Below are 19,612 nucleotides of genomic sequence, written 5' to 3' on the forward strand. Positions count from 1 at the left end.
GCCGTCATGACGGTGATGGAGCAGCGGGACACCTACCGGCCCGCTCCGCCGCCCGCCTGGAAGCCGCGTACGGATCCGACGCCCCTGCTGCCCGACGCCGAGCCCTTCCGCGTCCTGGGCACACCGGCGGCCGACGAGGTCGCCGAGGCCGATCCCGGCCTGCTGCGCCGCCTGTACGCCGAGGTGGTGCGCGGCCGCCGCTACAACGCCCAGGCGACGGCACTGACCAAGCAGGGCCGTCTCGCGGTCTATCCGTCCAGCACCGGGCAGGAGGCCTGCGAGGTGGCCGCCGCGATGGTGCTCGCCGACCAGGACTGGCTCTTCCCCAGCTACCGGGACACCCTCGCCGTGGTCACCCGCGGCGTGGACCCGGTGGAGGCGCTGACGCTGCTGCGCGGTGACCGGCACACCGGCTACGACCCGTACGCGCACCGCGTCGCCCCGCTGAGCACGCCGCTGGCCACCCAGCTCCCGCACGCCGTGGGGCTCGCCCACGCCGCCCGCCTCAAGGGCGACGACGTGGTGGCCCTGGCGATGATCGGCGACGGCGGGACCAGCGAGGGCGACTTCCACGAGGCCCTCAACTTCGCCGCCGTCTGGCAGGCCCCCGTGGTCTTCCTGGTGCAGAACAACGGCTTCGCCATCTCGGTGCCGCTCGCCAAGCAGTCCGCCGCGCCCTCCCTGGCCCACAAGGCCGTCGGGTACGGCATACCGGGGCGGCTGGTGGACGGCAACGACGCCGTCGCCGTGCACCAGGTGCTGGGCGAGGCCGTCCGGCACGCCCGCGAGGGCGGCGGCCCTGTCCTGGTCGAGGCCATCACCTACCGCCTGGACGCCCACACCAACGCCGACGACGCCACCCGCTACCGGGACGCGGCCGAGGTCGACGCCTGGCGCGACCACGACCCGGTGCCGCTGCTGGAGCGGGAGCTCACCGCCCGCGGCGTGCTGGACGAGGACGCGATCCGCGCGGTCCGCGACGATGCCGAGGCGATGGCCGCCGACCTGCGGGCCCGGATAAACCAGGACCCCGAGATCGACCCCATGGAACTGTTCGCGCACGTCTACGCCGAGCCCACGCCGCAGCTGCTGGAGCAGCAGGCGACGCTGCGGGCCGAGCTGGACGCCGAGGCGCACGCGAAGCGGGAGGACACGGCCCGATGACCACCGTCGACACCGCCGTCGCGGTCAAGCAGACGCCCATGGCGCAGGCGCTCAACCGCGCCCTGCGCGACTCCATGGCCGAGGACCCGTCGGTCCACGTCCTCGGCGAGGACGTGGGAACCCTGGGCGGCGTCTTCCGGATCACCGACGGTCTCGCCGCCGAGTTCGGCGACCACCGCTGCACGGACACCCCGCTCGCCGAGGCGGGCATCCTCGGCTCGGCCGTCGGCATGGCGATGTACGGGCTGCGGCCGGTGGTCGAGATGCAGTTCGACGCCTTCGCCTATCCGGCGTTCGAGCAGCTCCTCTCGCACGTCGCGAAGATGCGCAACCGCACCCGCGGCGCGATGCCGCTGCCGATCACCGTGCGCGTGCCGTACGGCGGCGGCATCGGTGGCGTGGAGCACCACAGCGACTCCTCCGAGGCCTACTACATGGCGACCCCGGGTCTCCACGTGGTCACGCCGGCCACGGTCGCCGACGCCTACGGCATGCTGCGGCAGGCCATCGCCTCCGACGACCCGGTGGTCTTCCTCGAGCCCAAGCGGCTGTACTGGGGCAAGGACGCCTGGGACCCGGAGGCCCCCACGGAGGTCGAGCCGATCGGCAGGGCCGTGGTCCGCCGGAGCGGGCGCAGCGCCACGCTGGTCACCTACGGGCCGTCGCTGCCGGTCTGCCTGGAGGCCGCCGACGCGGCCCGGGCGGAGGGCTGGGACCTGGGCGTGGTCGACCTGCGGTCGCTGGTGCCGTTCGACGACGAGACGGTCTGCGCCGAGGTCCGGCGCACCGGGCGCGCGGTGGTGGTGCACGAGTCGGGCGGCTTCGGCGGGCCGGGCGGGGAGATGGCGGCGCGGATCACCGAGCGCTGCTTCCACCACCTGGAGGCCCCCGTTCTGCGGGTCGCCGGATTCGACATCCCGTATCCTCCGCCGATGGCGGAGCGGCATCATCTGCCCGGCGTGGACCGGATTCTGGACGCGGTGGGGCGGCTGCAGTGGGAGGCGGGCGACTGATGGCCGAGGTACTCGAGTTCAAGCTGCCCGACCTGGGCGAAGGTCTGACCGAGGCGCAGATCGTGCACTGGATGGTCGAGGTCGGCGACGTGGTCGTCGTCGACCAGCCCGTGGTCGAGGTCGAGACGGCCAAGGCGATGGTGGAGGTGCCCTGCCCGTACGGCGGTGTGGTCACCGCGCGGTACGGCGAGGAGGGCGGTTCGCTGCCGGTGGGCGCGCCGCTGCTGACGGTCGCCGTCGGCGCCGACCCGGGCGACGCCCCGGCCGCGTCCTCCGGCGCGGCCGTCGGCACGGTGAACGGCACGGCCGTCGAGGGGGGCGCCGAGAGCTCGGGGAACGTCCTGGTCGGCTACGGCACCTCGGCGCCGCCGGCCCGGCGCCGGCGGGTCCCTCCGTCGTCCCCGGTGCGGGCCCGGCCGCAGCCCGAGGCGCCCCGACCGGCGCCGGAGCCGGCCGCGGAGGCGACGCCGTCCCGGGCGCGCGCCGCGCGGTCCGGGTCCGACCATGCCGGCGTCCCGTCCGCGCAGGACGGTCCGGTCCCGGTCATCTCCCCGCTGGTGCGCCGTCTCGCCCGGGACAACGGGCTGGACCTGCGGGAGATCACCGGATCCGGGCCCGACGGCCTGATCCTGCGCGCCGACGTCGAGTACGCGCTGCGTGCCGCGGCGTCGCGGGAGCAGGTCCAGGAGACGGCGCCGACGGCCGCCGCACCGTCCGCCGTCCGTCCGGCGGGTGCGGGCGTCGGTGCGGGTGCCGCGGCCTCGGCGGTCGCCGGCAGGATTCCGCTGCGGGGCCTGCTGGGCGCGGCGGCCGACAAGTTCACCCGGAGCCGGAGCGAGATCCCGGACGCCACGTGCTGGGTGGACGCCGACGCCACGGAGTTGCTGAACGCCCGCGCGGCCATGAACGCGGGGTCCGGTCCGAAGATCTCGCTGATCGCGCTGCTGGCGAGGATCTGTGTCGCCGCCCTCGACCGCTTCCCGGAACTGAACGCCACGGTCGACACCGCGGCCCGGGAGATCGTGCGGTTCGAGGAGGTGCACATCGGCTTCGCCGCGCAGACCGAGCGGGGCCTGGTGGTGCCGGTGGTCCGCGACGCCCACCGGCGCAACGCGGAGTCGCTGAGCGCGGAGTTCGCCCGGCTCACCGAGGCCGCGCGCGGCGGCGGGCTGCGGCCGGCCGAGCTCACCGGCTCGACCTTCACCCTCAACAACTACGGGGTGTTCGGCGTCGACGGTTCGACACCGATCCTCAACCACCCCGAGGCGGCGATGCTGGGCGTGGGGCGGATAACCCCCAAGCCCTGGGTCCACCAGGGCGAGTTGGCGGTGCGTCAGGTCACGCAGTTGTCGCTCACCTTCGACCACCGGGTCTGCGACGGCGGCACGGCGGGCGGGTTCCTCCGCCATGTGGCCGACTGCGTCGAGCAGCCGGCGGTACTCCTCCGTTCCTTGTGATCGGGGATCCCTCCATACTCGTGGGGTGACCGACCACGAGAGTTCCCCCGCGACGCGGGGCGACGAGCACCACGGCTACGACGCCGTGGTGCTCGCGGGCGGCGCCGCCCGCAGGCTGGGCGGCGCGGACAAGCCCGGCGTGCGGGTGGGCGGCAGGGCGCTGCTCGACCGGGTCCTGGCCGCGTGCGAGGACGCCGGTCGTACGGTCGTGGTGGCCGGTCCGCGCCCCACCGTGCGGCCGGTGCGGTGGGCCCGCGAGGAGCCGCCCGGTGGTGGGCCGCTCGCCGCGTTGGCGGCGGGCCTCGAGCAGACCGCCGCCGAGGTGGTCGTGGTCCTCTCCGCCGACCTCCCCTTCCTGGGCCGCGACACGGTCCACCACCTGGTGACCACCCTGGCGACGGCCCCTGCCCCAGCCGTCCCAGCCGTCGCTCCCTCCCCCGAGCCGGACCCCGCGCCGGACGCCGTGCTGGACTCCCCCCGGACCGCACTCACCGGCACCGCCGAGCCCTCCGCCCCGGCCGCCCCCGCGCCGAGCGCCGCAACCGCCGGTCCCGTCGCCGCGCCGGACGCCGCGACCATCGTTCCCGCCGCCGCGGATTCCGCGCCGGGGACCGCTGCCGTTGCCGTACCGGCTGATCCCGGGGCTGTCGCGGGGGACCGGGCGGAGGCTGTGCTGGTCGTCGACGGGGAGGGGCGGCGGCAGCCGTTGGTGGCCGCGTACCGGACCGCGTCGTTGCGGCGGGTGCTCGCCGAGGTGGCCCGGACGCACGGTGGCCTCACCGGCCTGCCCCTGCGGCGACTGACCGAGGCGCTTCGGGTCACACTCGTCAGGGACCCGGCCGCGTCCTTCGACTGCGACACCTGGGAAGACATCGACACCGCCCGCGCGCGTATCAGGGAGCATGAGCACGTGTTGGATGAATGGATCACCGCAGCCAAGGACGAACTGGGCATCGACCTGGACGTCGACACCGCCCTGCTCCTCGATCTCGCCCGGGACGCCGCGCACGGCGTGGCCCGTCCCGCGGCGCCGCTGACCACCTTCCTGGTGGGTTACGCGGCCGGTCGCGCGGGCGGTGGCCCCGAGGCGGTCGCCGAGACGGTCCGCAAGGCCGTCGCCCTCGCCCAGCGGTGGGCCGAGGAGAGCGAGGCCCAGGAGAGCGCCGCCGTGAAGACCACGGACGCGGGATGACAGCCCCCGGCAATCCGGCCGCCCGGCCGCCCCTCGACGGCGGGGAGCTGGACGAGCTGGGGGTGCAGGAGGCCCTGAGCCTGGTCAACGAGGCGGCCAGGAGCACGTCCGTGCCCGCGGCCGTACCCGCCCCCGGCGGTCCCCAGGCGCCCGCACCGTCCGGGGCGTCGACACCGCCCGCGCCGCCCGCACCGTCCGGGGCCTCCGCACCGTCCACCCCGTCCACCCCGTCCACCCCGTCCGCGCCGTCCCCCGCGTCCGCGCCGCCCGCGGAGGCCGGTCACCGGCACTCCGGTGGGCTCCCATGGCGCCAGGCCCGCGCCGTCGCCGACCGGGCCGGTCACGCCTCCCGTGCCGCACGCCACCGCAACCGCCCTCCCGCACAGGTCCCGCTGGACGAGGCCCTCGGCCTGGTGCTGGCCGCCCCGCTGACCGCGCTGACCGACCTGCCGCCGTTCGACACCTCCGCCATGGACGGCTGGGCGGTGGCCGGCCCCGGCCCCTGGCAGGTGCGGGAGGACGGCGTGCTGGCCGGGGACGCCGAACCCGCCCCGCTGGCCGACGGCGAGGCGGCCCCCATCGCCACCGGCGCCCGTGTCCCCCGGGACACCACCGCGGTCCTGCGCAGCGAGCACGGCCGCCTCGACCCCTCGGGGCGGCTGCACGCTCAGCGGGACACCGGCCACGGCCAGGACATCCGCCCCCGCGGCCAGGAGTGCCGTAGCGGTGACCAGTTGCTGCCCGGCGGCACCCCGGTCACCCCGCCCGTCCTCGGCCTCGCCGCCGCGGCCGGCTACGACACGCTCGGCGTCAGCCCCAGGCCCCGTGCCGAGATCCTGGTGCTGGGCGACGAACTGCTCACCGAGGGCCGCCCCCGGGACGGTCTGATCCGCGATGCCCTCGGCCCCATGCTGCCGCCCTGGCTGCGGGTGCTCGGCGCCGAGGTGACCGCTGTCCGCCGCCTGGGCGACGACGCCGAGGCGCTGCGTCGCGCGGTGGTCGGCAGCGAGGCCGACCTGATCGTCACCACCGGCGGCACCGCCTCGGGACCGGTCGACCACGTCCACCCGATCCTGCGCGAGGCCGGGGCCGAGCTGCTGGTCGACGGCGTCCAGGTGCGCCCCGGCCATCCCATGCTGCTGGCCCGTCTCCAGGACGGGCGTCTCCTCGTCGGGCTGCCGGGGAACCCCCTGGCCGCCGTCTCGGGCCTGCTCACCCTCGCCCAGCCCTTGCTCCGCGCCCTGGGTGAGCACCCGGCGCCGGAGCCCTACGCGCTGCCCCTGGCCGAAGGCGTCCAGGGGCATCCGCACGACACCCGGCTGGTTCCGGTGGTCATCCGTGCGGACCGGGCCCAGCCCTTGCACTACACAGGCCCCGCCATGCTCCGCGGTATGGCGGCGGCCGACGCTCTCGCCGTGATCCCGCCGGGCGGGTTGCGGGCGGGAGAGGACAGCGAACTCCTGGATCTCCCCTGGACGCTCGCCGGAACTGGAGTGTGTTTCACGTGAAACTGCCGGGACAGGACGTCATCGCCCGACAGGCGGGCGAACGTCTGGTCACCCACCGGGTGAAACTTCCGCAGAAGGAAGTGCCGCACCCCCTGCGCCAGGTCAGCAAACGACTGTCCATGGCGCTGTTCGTGCTGGTACTGACCGCGTTCATCGTGTACCTGGACCGTGACGGTTACAACGACAACGCCGGCGGCGGGCTGACCCTGCTCGACAGCTTCTACTACGCGACCGTCACCCTCTCGACCACGGGTTACGGCGACATCACCCCCGCCAGCGAGACCGCGCGGCTGACCAACATCCTCGTCATCACCCCCCTGCGCGTGCTGTTCCTGATCATCCTCGTCGGCACCACCCTCGAGGCGCTCACCGAACGCACGCGGGAAGAACTGCGCCTGAACCGCTGGAGGCACACCTTGCGGGACCACACCGTCGTCGTCGGCTTCGGTACCAAGGGCCGGTCGGCCCTGCAGACGGTCACTGCCTCCGGCGTGCCCAAGGAGCAGATCGTGGTGGTGGACGCCAGCAGCAAGGTGGTCGACTCCGCCGCCGCCGAGGGGTACGCGGGCGTGGCCGGCGACGCCACCCGCAGCGACGTGCTGATGCGCGCCGAAGCCCAGCGGGCACGTCAGATCATCATCGCCACCCAGCGCGACGACACGGCGGTGCTGGTCACGCTGACCGCCCGGCAGATGAACCGCGGCGCCAAGATCGTGGCCGCCGTCCGCGAGGAGGAGAACGCGCCGCTGCTGAGGCAGTCGGGCGCCGACGCCGTCATCACCAGCGCCAGTGCGGCCGGCCGCCTGCTGGGACTCTCGGTGCTGAGCCCGGCGGCGGGCATGGTGATGGAGGACCTCATCCAGCAGGGCAGCGGGCTGGACATCGTGGAACGGCCGGTCATAAAGGCCGAGGTGGGCAAGACGCTCAGGGAACTCGACGAGATGGTGATCAGCGTGCTGCGCGGTCACCGGGTCCTCGGCTACGACGACGACTCGATCGGCACGCTGCAGATCGCGGACCGCATCATCACCATCGTGCGGTCCTCCCAGGGGGCTCAGGTCGCTCCCGACCAGCGGCCGCTGCCGTACCCGGACCGGCAGACGGGCACCATCGACCGTCCGTGACACGTCGGTCTGGGGGATCACCGGCCGAAGGAGTAGCGTCGCTTCCATGCATGCGATCACGATTCCCGAGGCGGGTGGTCCCGAGGTCCTGGTCTGGGCCGAGGTGCCGGACCCGGTGCCCGGAGAGGGCGAGGTCCTGGTCGAGGTGGCGGCGGCGGCTGTGAACCGCGCCGACGTGATGCAGCGGCAGGGGTTCTACGACCCGCCGCCGGGCGCCTCGCCGTATCCCGGGCTGGAGTGCTCCGGCCGGGTCGCGGCCGTGGGCCCGGGGGTGTCCGGCTGGAGCGTCGGCGACGAGGTGGCCGCCCTGCTGTCCGGGGGCGGCTACGCCGAGAAGGTGGCGGTTCCGGCCGGTCAGCTGCTGCCGGTGCCCGCGGGGCTCTCCCTCACGGAGGCGGCGGCGCTTCCCGAGGTGACCTGCACCGTCTGGTCGAACGTCTTCATGGTCGCCCACCTGCGGCCGGGCGAGACGCTGCTGGTCCACGGCGGCTCCAGCGGCATCGGGACCATGGCCATCCAGCTCGCCAAGGCGGTCGGGGCGAAGGTGGCGGTGACCGCGGGCAGCCAGGAGAAGCTGGACCGCTGCGCGGAGCTCGGCGCGGACATCCTGATCAACTACCGCGAGCAGGACTTCGTCGAGGAGATCTCCAAGGCGACGGACGGCGCCGGGGCGGACGTCATCCTCGACAACATGGGGGCGAAGTACCTGGACCGCAACGTCAGGGCGCTCGCGGTCAACGGACGCCTGGCGATCATCGGGATGCAGGGTGGCGTCAAGGGCGAGCTGAACATCGGCACGCTGCTGAGCAAGCGGGCGGCGGTCAGCGCGACGTCGTTGCGGGCCCGGCCGCTGCAGGAGAAGGCGGCGATCGTGGCGGCGGTGCGGGAGCACGTGTGGCCGCTGGTGGCCGACGGGCACGTGCGGCCGGTGATCGACCGCGAGCTGCCGCTGGCCGACGCGGCCGAGGGACACCGGGTGCTGGAGGCCAGCGGTCACGTGGGCAAGGTCCTGCTGATCGCCCCGCCTGCGGGTCCCGACGCGTCGTGACGCCCCCCTGACCTCACGGCCCCGGCGCGGGGGCAGCGGGTCCTCCGGCACCGCCCTCAGTCGCGGCGGAGGCGGAGGGCCTGGCAGGTGAGGGCGAAGGCGAGGCCGGTGAGGATCAGGCCGATGCCGAGCGGTGCCGTGCTGCGCGGGTGCTCGCGGGTGCGGGGCGTGGAGGCCGCGTCGCCGTGGGGGCCCTGGTCGGCGGTGTCCGGGGGGACGGACGGCGGCGCGAAGTCCCCGGGCGGGACGCTCGGCACGGGGAAGTGGTGCGGCGGCGCGTCCGGACCGTGGTCGGACCCGGACGGACCCGAGGGCGCCCCCGCGGAGGCCGACGGTGCGGACGGCACCGAGGGCACCGAGGGCGCCGCAGACGCCTCGGGCGGGCCGGACGGCCCTGGGACCGTCCCCGGCGGCGCGGACGGCAGGGCGGACGCCTCCGCGGCCCCGGACGGCCCCGCCGACCCGCCGGGCGGGCCGGAGGAGGAGCCGGAGGGAAAGCCCGGAACCGCACCCGTGGGAGAGCCCGACGGCAGGCCGGACGGGGCAGGGGTCGGCGACGGCGGCGGACCCTTCCGGCCAGGCCGTTCCTGCCCCTCACCGGCCACGCTGCCCGCCCGTGACGGCTCCGCCGCCGAGGGAGCGGGCGGGCCCGGCGGCCCGGCCGCGGCGGCCGGCATGGGAAGGAGAAGACCGGGCAGGAGCAGTGCGGCCGCGAGTGCCCGTCGGCCGTGGGTGGCCATGGCGATGCCCCCCTGCTGGTACGGAGCCCGAGAGCGACAGCCCCAGCGTCACACGCGGCCATGGTCACGGCATGCTGGGTGATCCGGACGGTGGATCAAGCGACGCGTTGGGCAAGGACGGTATTGACCGTGTGGGGACAACAGGTGCGAGACAATGGCGGCATGGAGATGCCGAGGAACGAGAGGTCGCCCGAGAACCCGCAGATCCTGGTCGTCGGCCAGGACGGTATGGCTCTCGGAGGCGGCGGGGACGACGAGTCCCGCGAAACCCCGGTGACCGAGCAGGTGGAACAGCCTGCGAAGGTCATGCGGATCGGCAGCATGATCAAGCAGCTGCTGGAGGAGGTGCGGGCGGCGCCTCTCGACGAGGCCAGCCGCGTGCGCCTGAAGGAGATCCACGCCAGCTCCGTGAAGGAGCTGGAGGACGGCCTGGCCCCGCAACTCGTGGAGGAGCTGGAGCGGCTCTCGCTCCCGTTCACCGACGAGGGCACGCCGAGCGACGCGGAACTGCGGATCGCCCAGGCCCAGCTCGTGGGCTGGCTGGAAGGGCTGTTCCACGGGATCCAGACGACGCTGTTCGCCCAGCAGATGGCCGCGCGGGCCCAGCTGGAGCAGATGCGCCGCGCCCTGCCGCCGGGTGTCGGCGGTGACGGCGACGACGGGCCCGGCGCCGGCCGCACGGGCGGCCCCTACCTGTGACCGTGACGCCCTGACGGGGCGTCCCGGCGGGAGCAACGACGGCCACACGACAGGAACACGGCGGGCCGGGACCCGCGCCTCGCGCGCGGATCCCGGCCCGCCGCCGTCCACCGGGGTTCCCGTCCACCGGGGTTCTCGTCCGCCGCGTGCCGCGTGCTGCGTGCCGCCCGAGCCGCAAGCCGCGTGCCGCCTGAGTAGCCGAGCCGCCGGAGTAACCAGAGCCGCCTGGGCCGCCGATCCGCCTCTGCCGCGGAAGCCGCCCGAGTCACCAGGGCAGCCGATCCGCCGGAGTAACCAGAGCCGCCTTGGCCGCCGGAGCCGCCTGTGCCGCGGAAGCCGGCCGAGTCACCAGGGCAGCCGAGCCGCCGGAGTAACCAGAGCCGCCTGGGCAGCCGAGCCGCCTGTGCCGCCGGTTCCGCCTGTGCCGCGGAAGTCGCCCGAGTCACCAGGGCAGCCGATCCGTCGGAGCCGCCGGAGCCGCCGGAGCCGCCAGAGCCCCCGGGCAGCCGCGAGGAGCTACTCGGGGCGCCCGGTCGAGACCTCCACCTCGATCTCGACATCGTTCTCGTCGACCTCGGTGCCCGGGGCCGGGAACTGCCGGACGACCATGTCCTCGCCCCACGTGGCGTCCGGGACGTCCTTGTCGTCGTAGTGCCAGCCGCCCGCCTGGAAGCAGGCCTGGACCGAGGGCCAGTACTTGTACCGGAAGTCGGGCACGACGATCTTGTCCTCGTCGTCGTACGCCTCGTCCGGTTCGCTGCACTCCTCGGAGTCGATGGTCTTCTCCTTCTCCGGCCCCTTGTACTCGCCGGCCGGGTCGGCGGACGCGGACGCGGTGGAGCCGCCGCCGGTGACCTTCTTGTCGTCCTCGCCCGGGAGGTTCAGCGCGGCGATCACGCCGCCGGCCACCAGCACCGCGGCCACGGCCGCGCCGATGAGCACGGAGCGGTTCCTGCCGCCCCGGCCGGCGGCCGCGCCGCCGCCCGGCGTGCCCGCGGGGCCCGTGGCGTAACCCGGGCCGCCCGGGCCGGTGGCCATCGGGGTCGGGTAGCCCTGCTGCGGGTGCTGGTAGCCGCCGGAGTGCGGGTAGCCGTAGGCCGGCTGCGGCGTCGCGTACGGGCCGGGCGTGGGTGTCGGCGGCTGGTACGGGGTGTGCACGCCCGCGGGCGGCGGGGTCTGCTGGCCCACCGGCGGGAACACCGCCGATCCGACGCCCGCCCCGCTCTGGGCCTGCGTGCCCGGCACGATGCTGGGCGCCACCTGCTGGAGGGACTGCATCACCCGCAGGCACTCGTCGCGCATGGCGACGGCGCTCGGGAAGCGCTCGTTGGGGTTCTTGCGCAGCGCCCGGGCGACCAGCGCGTCCACCGCCGGCGGCAGCGACCGGTTGATCGAGGAGGGCGCGGCCGGTTCCTCCTGGACGTGCGCGTAGGCGATGGCCAGGGGCGAGTCGGCGTCGAACGGCAGCCGGCCGGTCACCAGCTGGAAGAGCATGATGCCGACCGAGTACAGGTCGGAGCGCGCGTCCACGCCGCGGCCCAGCGCCTGCTCGGGCGACAGGTACTGCGGGGTGCCGACCACCATGCCGGTCTGGGTCATCGAGGTGACGCCGGACTGCATGGCGCGGGCGATGCCGAAGTCCATCACCTTGACCACGCCGCGCTTGGTGATCATCACGTTGCCGGGCTTGATGTCCCGGTGGACCAGGCCCTCCTCGTGGCTGATCTCCAGCGCGGCCAGGACGTCGGCGGTGACCTTGAGCGCCTTGTCGGCGGGCATGGCGCCGTACTGGTCGATGTCGGCCTGGAGCACGGAGCCGAGCGGGCGGCCCTCGACGTACTCCATGACGATGTAGGGGGTGGTCAGCTCGCCGAGGACGTCCTCGCCGGTGTCGAAGACCGAGACGATGTTGGTGTGCGCCAGCTTGGCGACGGACTGGGCCTCGCGGCGGAACCGCTCGCGGAACGCCTGCTCGCGGCCCAGCTCGGTGTGTAGCGTCTTGACGGCGACCTGGCGGTCGAGCACCGCGTCGTAGGCGAGGTGGACGGAGGCCATGCCGCCCTGGCCGAGGAGGTCGCGCAGCTGGTAGCGCCCGCCCGCGAGCGACTGTCCCGCGTACCGGCCATGGCTCTGTGCGCCGTCCTGGCTCATTTGTGTGCTTCCCCCATCGGCTTCGGCACGGCGGCAGCGGCCGGGGCCCTCCCGCGAGTGGGTGTCGACCGTGATCGACCGTATGTTTCCCGGCCAAGTCTGCCGTAGGTCACAGACACGTCAAGCGTGGTGCCCGTTCCGTGACCGTACGCGAAGGAAGCGTCGCGGAAGCGTTACGCGATCCCCTCCACGGTCACCGGGAATTTGCATGTCAGGCATGCCACCGGGTTTGATGACCGGTCCGTCTCCAGCCGGGCCGGCGGGGTGTCTCCCCGACCGGGACCTGGGTCCGACCCCGGACGGAGGGGTGCGGGAAGGCTGTAGCGTGGCTGACGGAGACCGCAACAACACTGCCGCGCACCGCGGGCAGAAAGACGGCGAGGACTGATGGCACAGCAGCATCCCGCTCAGGGCCCGTCCGATCCCGAGGCGGCCGGCGGCGGCATGTCTGACGCGCCGGATAATTGGGGCAACGGCGGACTGGTAGGCGACGGACGGTACCGGCTGACCCGCAGACTCGGGCGGGGCGGCATGGCCGAGGTGTTCGCGGCCGAGGACGTCCGTCTGGGGCGGACCGTGGCGGTGAAGCTGCTCCGCGCCGATCTCGCCGAGGACCCGGTGTCCAAGGCGCGCTTCACCCGCGAGGCCCAGTCGGTGGCCGGGCTCAACCACCACGCGATCGTCGCCGTGTACGACTCCGGCGAGGACCGGGTCGCCGACGGTTCCTCGGTGCCGTACATCGTGATGGAGCTGGTCGAGGGCCGCACCATCCGCGAGCTCCTGATCGAGTCCGAGGCCCCGGGGCCGGAGCAGGCGCTGATCATCGTCTCGGGCGTCCTCGAGGCCCTGGCCTACTCGCACCAGCACGGCATCGTGCACCGCGACATCAAGCCGGCCAACGTGATCATCACGCACAACGGCGCGGTGAAGGTCATGGACTTCGGCATCGCGCGGGCCCTGCACGGCGCGCAGTCGACCATGACGCAGACCGGCATGGTGATGGGCACCCCCCAGTACCTGTCCCCGGAGCAGGCGCTCGGCAAGGCGGTCGACCACCGGTCCGACCTGTACGCCACGGGCTGCCTGCTCTACGAGCTGCTGGCGCTGCGGCCCCCGTTCACGGGCGAGACCCCGCTGTCGGTGGTCTACCAGCACGTCCAGGACATCCCGCGGCCGCCGTCCGACACGAGCTCCGAGGTGCCGCCGGAGCTCGACGGCCTGGTGATGCGCTCCCTCGCCAAGGACCCGGACGACCGGTTCCAGACGGCGGAGGAGATGCGCGGGCTGGTCCAGTACGCGCTGGAGATGCTCTACGAGCAGGGCGGTCACACCGGCACCTGGAACACCGGCCCGGTCCTCGCCAACGGCGGCCCCCGGGGCGGCGCGGGCGTCGGCGCGGGCACGGCCGCGGCGACAGCCATGCTGCCGCAGGGCGGCGGCCGCGGCGGATCGTCGACCGCGCAGATCCCGCAGCCGATGATCCCGGCGTACGACCCCCACGACGACGGCGGCTACACCGGCGGCCAGGGCGGGTCCGGCGGCCGGGGCAAGCTGCTGCTGCTCGCCGCGCTGGCGCTGATCGCCGTCGTGGCGGGTGTCGCGCTGGCGATGAACACGGTGAACGGCGACGACACCAAGGGCAAGCAGGACCCGAAGCCCACGGCCACCAGCCGGTCCAGCGAGCCGGAGGAGGAGTCCAAGGCCCCGGAGGAGACCCCCACCGAGGAGGACACCACGGACAGCGGCACCGGCGGCGAGTGGGACGACTACCCGCCCCAGGAGGAGTCGCCGCTGCCCAGCGTGACGCCGGAGTCCCCGGCCCCGGGGGGCAGCGGCACCGGCGGGAACACGGGATCCGGCGGCAACACCGACACCTCCGGCGGCACCGACGGCGGCACCGACGGCGGCGAGACCGAGGGCGCCACCGAGGGGACGACCGAGGGCACGACGGAGGGCGCCACCGAGGGCGCGACCGAGGGCGGCCAGACCGAGGGCACGACCGAGGGGGCCCTCCAGGGCCAGCTCGGGTCGATGACCGGTGGCGGCGGCTGACGGACGACCGGCGGGTCCGCGGGAGGGCGGAGGGGACGAGGCGTCCCCTCCGCCCTCCGCCGTTTTCGTGGGGCCCTTCGCGCGCTCCGGGAAAGGGGTGCACGAAGAGGAGAAAAAGAGTCCGTACGGAGTCTTCCGCAGAACCCGTGTCCGTTATACGGTGCGCGATGTTCCGGCCCCCTGCGGGTCCGTTCCAAGGCTGCCACCAGCGGTTCTTCCCGGCATTCGCGATGTGGTCGGACTTCCGAGCTTTTTTACTTGGATATCCAATCAACATCGCAGGTCAGGCGTGGTTTCACAGAATTGCGGAACCGCGGGTAACGTGATTTCTCGCAGGGCTCTCGCCGGGGCACTGTCACGCCTGATCCCGGTCGAGGGCACCCACCCCGCGCCGCTGCCGGGGCCGGGCGAGCCGTTCCCCCGCGCCCCAAAGGGCGAGGGGGGCATCCCCAGGTCACCCGGCAACCCCGGGGACCGGACGACGGAGGAGCAACGTGACCGTGGAGAGCACTGCCGCGCGCACCCAGCGACGCAGCGCCGCATCGGGCAAGGCGGCCGGGGCGTCCCGTGGCCGTACGGCGGCCAAGAAGTCCGCCAAGGGGGCCGGCCCCGCCGCGGCGGAGCCGGAGCTCGTACAGCTGCTGACTCCCGAGGGGCAGCGGGTGAGCCACCCGGAGTACGACGCGTACGTCGCCTCGATCACCCCGGAGGAGCTGCGCGGCCTGTACCGGGACATGGTGCTGACCCGCCGTTTCGACGCCGAGGCCACCGCCCTGCAGCGCCAGGGCGAGCTGGGCCTGTGGGCGTCGCTGCTCGGCCAGGAGGCCGCGCAGATCGGTTCCGGCCGGGCCCTGGACGACGACGACTACGTCTTCCCGACCTACCGCGAGCACGGCGTCGCCTGGTGCCGCGGGGTCGACCCCACCAACCTGCTGGGCATGTTCCGCGGCGTGAACCACGGCGGCTGGGACCCCAACAGCAACAACTTCCACCTGTACACGATCGTCATCGGCTCGCAGGCCCTGCACGCCACCGGCTACGCGATGGGCGTGGCCAAGGACGGCGCGGAGAGCGCGGTCATCGCCTACTTCGGCGACGGCGCCTCCAGCCAGGGCGACGTGGCGGAGGCCTTCACCTTCTCGGCCGTCTACAACGCGCCGGTGGTGTTCTTCTGCCAGAACAACCAGTGGGCCATCTCGGAGCCGACCCACCGCCAGACCCGGGTGCCGCTGTACCAGCGCGCCCAGGGCTACGGCTTCCCCGGCGTCCGCGTCGACGGCAACGACGTGCTGGCCTGCCTCGCGGTGACCAAGCAGGCCCTGGAGCGCGCCCGGCGCGGCGAGGGCCCGACCCTGGTCGAGGCCTTCACCTACCGCATGGGCGCCCACACCACCTCCGACGACCCGACCCGCTACCGCGGTGACGACGAGCGGGCCGCCTGGGAGGCCAAGGACCCGATCGCCCGCCTGCGCGCCTACCTCCTCGCCGAAACGGACACGAACGAGGGATTCTTCGAGGAACTCGAGACCGAGAGCGAAGCGTTGGGCAAGCGGGTGCGCGAAGCGGTCCGGGCGATGCCCGAGCCGGACAAGTTCGCCATGTTCGAGCACACCTACGCCGACGGACACGCGCTCGTCGACGAGGAGCGGGCCGAGTTCGCCGCCTACCAGGCGTCGTTCTCCGACGGTGAGGAGGTCTGACCATGGCTGTGAACACCGTGGCTTCCAGCACGGCGCCGGCGTCCGGCGCGAAGAACCTGCCGATCGCCAAGGCGATCAACGAGTCGCTGCGCAAGGCCCTGGAGACGGACCCCAAGGTCATCGTCATGGGCGAGGACGTCGGCAAGCTCGGCGGCGTCTTCCGGGTCACCGACGGCCTGCAGAAGGACTTCGGGGAGGAGCGGGTCATCGACACCCCGCTCGCCGAGTCCGGCATCGTCGGCACGGCCATCGGCATGGCGCTGCGCGGCTACCGGCCGGTCGTGGAGATCCAGTTCGACGGGTTCGTCTTCCCCGCGTACGACCAGATCGTCACCCAGCTCGCCAAGATGCACGCGCGGTCGCTGGGCAAGGTCAAGATGCCGGTCGTCGTCCGCATCCCCTACGGCGGCGGCATCGGCGCGGTCGAGCACCACAGCGAGTCCCCCGAGGCGCTGTTCGCGCACGTCGCGGGCCTGAAGATCGTGACGCCGTCGAACGCGTCGGACGCCTACTGGATGATGCAGCAGGCGATCGAGTGCGACGACCCGGTGATCTTCTTCGAGCCCAAGCGCCGCTACTGGGACAAGGGCCAGGTCGACACCGAGGCCATCCCGGGTCCGCTGCACAAGGCCCGGGTCGTCCGCCAGGGCACCGACCTGACGCTCGCCGCGTACGGTCCGATGGTCAAGCTCTGCCAGGAGGCCGCCGACGTGGCAGCCGAGGAGGGGCGCTCGCTGGAGGTCCTGGACCTGCGGTCCGTCTCCCCGCTCGACTTCGACGCCGTCCAGGCCTCGGTGGAGCGCACCGGCCGCCTGGTCGTGGTCCACGAGGCGCCGGTCTTCTTCGGCTCCGGCGCGGAGATCGCCGCCCGGATCACCGAGCGGTGCTTCTACCACCTGGAGTCCCCCGTGCTGCGGGTCGGCGGCTACCACGCCCCGTACCCGCCGGCCCGGCTGGAGGAGGAGTACCTGCCCAGCCTGGACCGGGTGCTCGACGCCGTCGACCGCGCGCTCGCGTACTGAGGGGAGCCGGAACATGAGCACCTCCGTGCGTGAGTTCAAGATGCCCGACGTGGGCGAGGGCCTCACCGAGGCCGAGATCCTCAAGTGGTACGTCCAGCCCGGTGACACCGTCACCGACGGCCAGGTCGTCTGCGAGGTCGAGACCGCCAAGGCGGCCGTGGAACTGCCCATCCCGTACGACGGGGTGGTGCGCGCCCTGCACTTCCCCGAGGGCACCACGGTCGACGTGGGCACCTCGATCATCGCCGTGGACGTGGCCGGCGGCGCCCCCGCCGAGCCCGGGGCGGCGCCCGCCGCCGAGCAGCCCGCGGCGGCCCCGGCGGCCCCCGCCGCTCCGGCGGCTCCGGCCGAGGAGGCCAAGCCGCAGGGCCGGCAGCCGGTGCTGGTCGGGTACGGCGTGGTGGAGTCCTCCACCCGCCGCCGCCCCCGGAAGAACGGTTCCGCACCCGCCGTCGCCGCGCCGGCCGCCGCGCCCGCGGCTCCGGCCGCGCTCAACGGCAGCGCCGCCCAGGTGGCCGTCCCCGGCGCCCCGGAGCGGCCGCTGGCCAAGCCGCCGGTGCGGAAGCTGGCGAAGGACCTCGGGGTCGACCTGTGGTCGGTGAAGCCGACCGGCCCCGACGGCGTCATCACCCGCGCCGACGTCCAGGCCGCCGCGGCCGCCGCCGTGCCCGAGGTGCAGGCGCCGGTCCCGGTGGAGTCCCCGCAGGCCGCTCCGGCCGCTCCCGTCACGGCCGCGGCGCCCGCCGCGTCCTTCGACGGCGCGCGGGAGACCCGGATCCCGGTCAAGGGCGTCCGCAAGGCCACCGCGCAGGCGATGGTCGGCTCCGCCTTCACCGCCCCGCACGTCACCGAGTTCGTCACGGTCGACGTGACGCGCACGATGAAGCTGGTCCAGGAGCTGAAGCAGGACCCGGACATGGCGGGGCTGCGGGTCAACCCGCTGCTGCTGGTCGCCAAGGCGCTGCTGGTGGCGATCCGGCGCAACCCGTCGATCAACGCGTCCTGGGACGAGGCCAACCAGGAGATCGTCGAGAAGCACTACGTCAACCTGGGCATCGCCGCGGCGACGCCGCGCGGTCTGATCGTGCCGAACATCAAGGACGCGCACGCGAAGACGCTGCCGGAGCTGGCGAAGGCGCTGGGCGAGCTGGTCGGCACGGCCCGCGAGGGCCGTACCGCCCCGGCCGACATGCAGGGCGGCACCGTCACCATCACCAACGTCGGCGTCTTCGGCGTCGACACCGGTACGCCGATCCTGAACCCGGGCGAGGCGGCGATCCTCGCCTTCGGCGCGGTCAAGCTCCAGCCGTGGGTCCACAAGGGCAAGGTCAGGCCGCGGCAGGTCACCACCCTGGCGCTCTCCTTCGACCACCGGCTGGTCGACGGCGAGCTGGGCTCCAAGGTGCTGGCCGACGTCGCGGCGGTGCTGGAGCACCCCAAGCGGCTGATCACCTGGGCCTGACGGACCGGACCTGGGCCTGACGGACCGGACCTGGGCCTGACGGCCCACCGCGGCCCGAGAACGACACGGGGCCCGCCACGCACACGCGTGGCGGGCCCCGTGCCCGTTCGCCGGGGGCCTCAGCCCAGGCGGGCGAAGCCGTGGTTCAGCAGCCGGGTCGCGTCGGTGGTGCGCTGCGCCGACGAGGTCGAGGCCAGCACCGTGCCGATCACCGTCTTGCCGTTCCGGGTGGCCGCGAACACCAGGCAGTAGCCGGCGACCTGGCCCGAGCCCGTCTTCACACCGATCGTCCCGCTGTAGCTGCCGAGCAGCGGGTTGGTGTTCTTCCAGGCGCCCATGGTGCGGGTGGTGCCGCTCCTGGTGGTGGTCTTCGCGGTGTACGACGTGGTCTTCACGACGGTCTTGAAGGTGCTGTTGCCCAGCGCGTTGCGGGCCAGCTTGGTGAGGTCGCGCGGCGTCGAGTAGTTGGAGCCGTTGCTGATGCCGTCGAACGAGTCGAAGTGCGTGTTGGTCATGCCGAGGCTCTTCGCGGTGGAGTTCATCTTGCCGATGAACGACTTCACGCGCGCCGACCGCGAGCTGCCGGTGCCGAACTTGTCGGCGAGGGCGTAGGCCGCGTCGCAGCCGGAGGGCAGCATCAGCCCGTAGAGGAGCTGGCGGACGGTGACCTTGTCGCCGACGACCAGGTTGGCCGAGGAGGCGCCCTTGCGGACCACGTAGTCGCGGTAGTCCTGCTGGATGGTCACCTTGGCGTCGAGGTTCAGGTTCGGCTGGCTGAGCACCACCTTGGCCGTCATGATCTTGGTGGTCGAGCCGGTGGGCCGCCGGGTGTCGCCGCCCTTGCTGAAGGTGGTCCTGCCCTGCAGGCCCTCCATCACGAAGCCGCCCTTGGCGACGATGCTGGGCGCGGTCACGCTCTTCAGCGGCGGCGCGACCGCGGTGCCGGTCGCCCCGGTCCGGGCGTGCGCGGGCGCAGCGGCGAGCGTCCCGCCGAGGAGCGTCGCGCCGGTGACGAGGGAGACCGCCGCGGTGCGCAGGCGACCTCTGCCGATGCCGGTCTTCACGTGGGGAACCCCCGGATGTGATGTGCCCCCGAACAGTCCCCGGGGCAGGGCGCCGCCGCGGGATACGGCGGTGCGTGATGTCCGACGACTGTGGGCGGCCTTTGGTTGTGCGGAAAGGCGGGGGACTTTCCCCGGTTCCGGCGGTCACGGGCGGTGGGACCGGATCGTCCACATGCCGGAAGCGGGCACGGCTTGCGCACGTGTTGTATCTATCCT

The 19,612-nt window shown here is 73.6% G+C and carries 15 protein-coding genes; 12 read left to right on the forward strand and 3 right to left on the reverse strand.

Annotation, left to right across the window (positions count from 1 at the left end):
- Nucleotides 1–6: 6 nt before the first annotated feature.
- From pdhA (ACWD3O_RS01150) to ACWD3O_RS01180, 7 genes are read left to right on the forward strand one after another with little or no spacing between them, the layout of a single operon-like run.
- Nucleotides 7–1,164 carry a pyruvate dehydrogenase (acetyl-transferring) E1 component subunit alpha gene (gene pdhA / locus ACWD3O_RS01150; RefSeq protein ID WP_451414455.1) on the forward strand — a complete coding sequence of 386 codons (1,158 nt, stop codon included), beginning with the start codon at nt 7–9 and terminating at the stop codon, nt 1,162–1,164.
- A complete protein-coding gene (locus ACWD3O_RS01155; protein ID WP_451414456.1) occupies nt 1,161–2,177 on the forward strand; it encodes an alpha-ketoacid dehydrogenase subunit beta in 1,017 nt (338 codons plus the stop codon). The genes pdhA (ACWD3O_RS01150) and ACWD3O_RS01155 overlap by 4 nt, the downstream gene beginning before the upstream one ends.
- Nucleotides 2,177–3,634, forward strand: coding sequence for a dihydrolipoamide acetyltransferase family protein (locus ACWD3O_RS01160; RefSeq protein ID WP_451414457.1), 1,458 nt, complete (start codon nt 2,177–2,179; stop codon nt 3,632–3,634). The genes ACWD3O_RS01155 and ACWD3O_RS01160 overlap by 1 nt, the downstream gene beginning before the upstream one ends.
- A gap of 25 nt (nt 3,635–3,659) precedes the next feature.
- Entirely contained in the window at nt 3,660–4,826 is a 1,167-nt protein-coding gene (locus tag ACWD3O_RS01165; protein ID WP_451414458.1) for a DUF6457 domain-containing protein, read from the forward strand.
- A complete protein-coding gene (locus ACWD3O_RS01170; protein ID WP_451414459.1) occupies nt 4,823–6,334 on the forward strand; it encodes a molybdopterin molybdotransferase MoeA in 1,512 nt (503 codons plus the stop codon). The genes ACWD3O_RS01165 and ACWD3O_RS01170 overlap by 4 nt, the downstream gene beginning before the upstream one ends.
- Nucleotides 6,322–7,458, forward strand: coding sequence for a potassium channel family protein (locus tag ACWD3O_RS01175; protein WP_451411566.1), 1,137 nt, complete (start codon nt 6,322–6,324; stop codon nt 7,456–7,458). The genes ACWD3O_RS01170 and ACWD3O_RS01175 overlap by 13 nt, the downstream gene beginning before the upstream one ends.
- A 46-nt stretch (nt 7,459–7,504) precedes the next feature.
- Nucleotides 7,505–8,506 (forward strand): NAD(P)H-quinone oxidoreductase, encoded by a 1,002-nt coding sequence (locus tag ACWD3O_RS01180; RefSeq protein WP_451414460.1) that lies wholly within the window; start codon nt 7,505–7,507, stop codon nt 8,504–8,506.
- Nucleotides 8,507–8,562: 56 nt separating this feature from the next.
- Here ACWD3O_RS01180 and ACWD3O_RS01185 read toward each other — a convergent pair whose 3' ends face one another.
- On the reverse strand, nt 8,563–8,763 hold the full coding sequence (locus tag ACWD3O_RS01185; protein ID WP_451411568.1) for a hypothetical protein: 201 nt from the start codon (nt 8,761–8,763) through the stop codon (nt 8,563–8,565).
- A 645-nt stretch (nt 8,764–9,408) separates the two neighbouring features.
- Here ACWD3O_RS01185 and ACWD3O_RS01190 point away from each other — a divergent pair.
- Nucleotides 9,409–9,945, forward strand: coding sequence for a bacterial proteasome activator family protein (locus ACWD3O_RS01190; RefSeq protein ID WP_451411569.1), 537 nt, complete (start codon nt 9,409–9,411; stop codon nt 9,943–9,945).
- Between the two features lie 516 nt (nt 9,946–10,461).
- Here ACWD3O_RS01190 and ACWD3O_RS01195 read toward each other — a convergent pair.
- Nucleotides 10,462–12,096 (reverse strand): protein kinase domain-containing protein, encoded by a 1,635-nt coding sequence (locus ACWD3O_RS01195; RefSeq protein ID WP_451414461.1) that lies wholly within the window; start codon nt 12,094–12,096, stop codon nt 10,462–10,464.
- 387 nt (nt 12,097–12,483) lie between these two features.
- Between ACWD3O_RS01195 and ACWD3O_RS01200 the strand changes: the two genes are divergently transcribed.
- From ACWD3O_RS01200 to ACWD3O_RS01215, 4 genes are all read left to right on the forward strand, one after another.
- On the forward strand, nt 12,484–14,148 hold the full coding sequence (locus ACWD3O_RS01200) for a protein kinase domain-containing protein (RefSeq protein WP_451414462.1): 1,665 nt from the start codon (nt 12,484–12,486) through the stop codon (nt 14,146–14,148).
- A gap of 494 nt (nt 14,149–14,642) precedes the next feature.
- Nucleotides 14,643–15,848: a pyruvate dehydrogenase (acetyl-transferring) E1 component subunit alpha gene (pdhA, locus tag ACWD3O_RS01205; RefSeq protein WP_451409553.1), complete on the forward strand. Its 1,206-nt coding sequence runs from the start codon at nt 14,643–14,645 to the stop codon at nt 15,846–15,848.
- A 2-nt stretch (nt 15,849–15,850) separates the two neighbouring features.
- Nucleotides 15,851–16,870 carry an alpha-ketoacid dehydrogenase subunit beta gene (locus ACWD3O_RS01210; RefSeq protein ID WP_451409554.1) on the forward strand — a complete coding sequence of 340 codons (1,020 nt, stop codon included), beginning with the start codon at nt 15,851–15,853 and terminating at the stop codon, nt 16,868–16,870.
- 13 nt (nt 16,871–16,883) lie between these two features.
- A complete protein-coding gene (locus tag ACWD3O_RS01215; RefSeq protein WP_451414463.1) occupies nt 16,884–18,332 on the forward strand; it encodes a dihydrolipoamide acetyltransferase family protein in 1,449 nt (482 codons plus the stop codon).
- Between the two features lie 119 nt (nt 18,333–18,451).
- Here ACWD3O_RS01215 and ACWD3O_RS01220 read toward each other — a convergent pair whose 3' ends face one another.
- On the reverse strand, nt 18,452–19,396 hold the full coding sequence (locus ACWD3O_RS01220) for a D-alanyl-D-alanine carboxypeptidase family protein (RefSeq protein WP_451409556.1): 945 nt from the start codon (nt 19,394–19,396) through the stop codon (nt 18,452–18,454).
- Nucleotides 19,397–19,612 lie beyond the last annotated feature (216 nt).

The organism is Streptomyces sp. NPDC002640 (assembly GCF_053592575.1).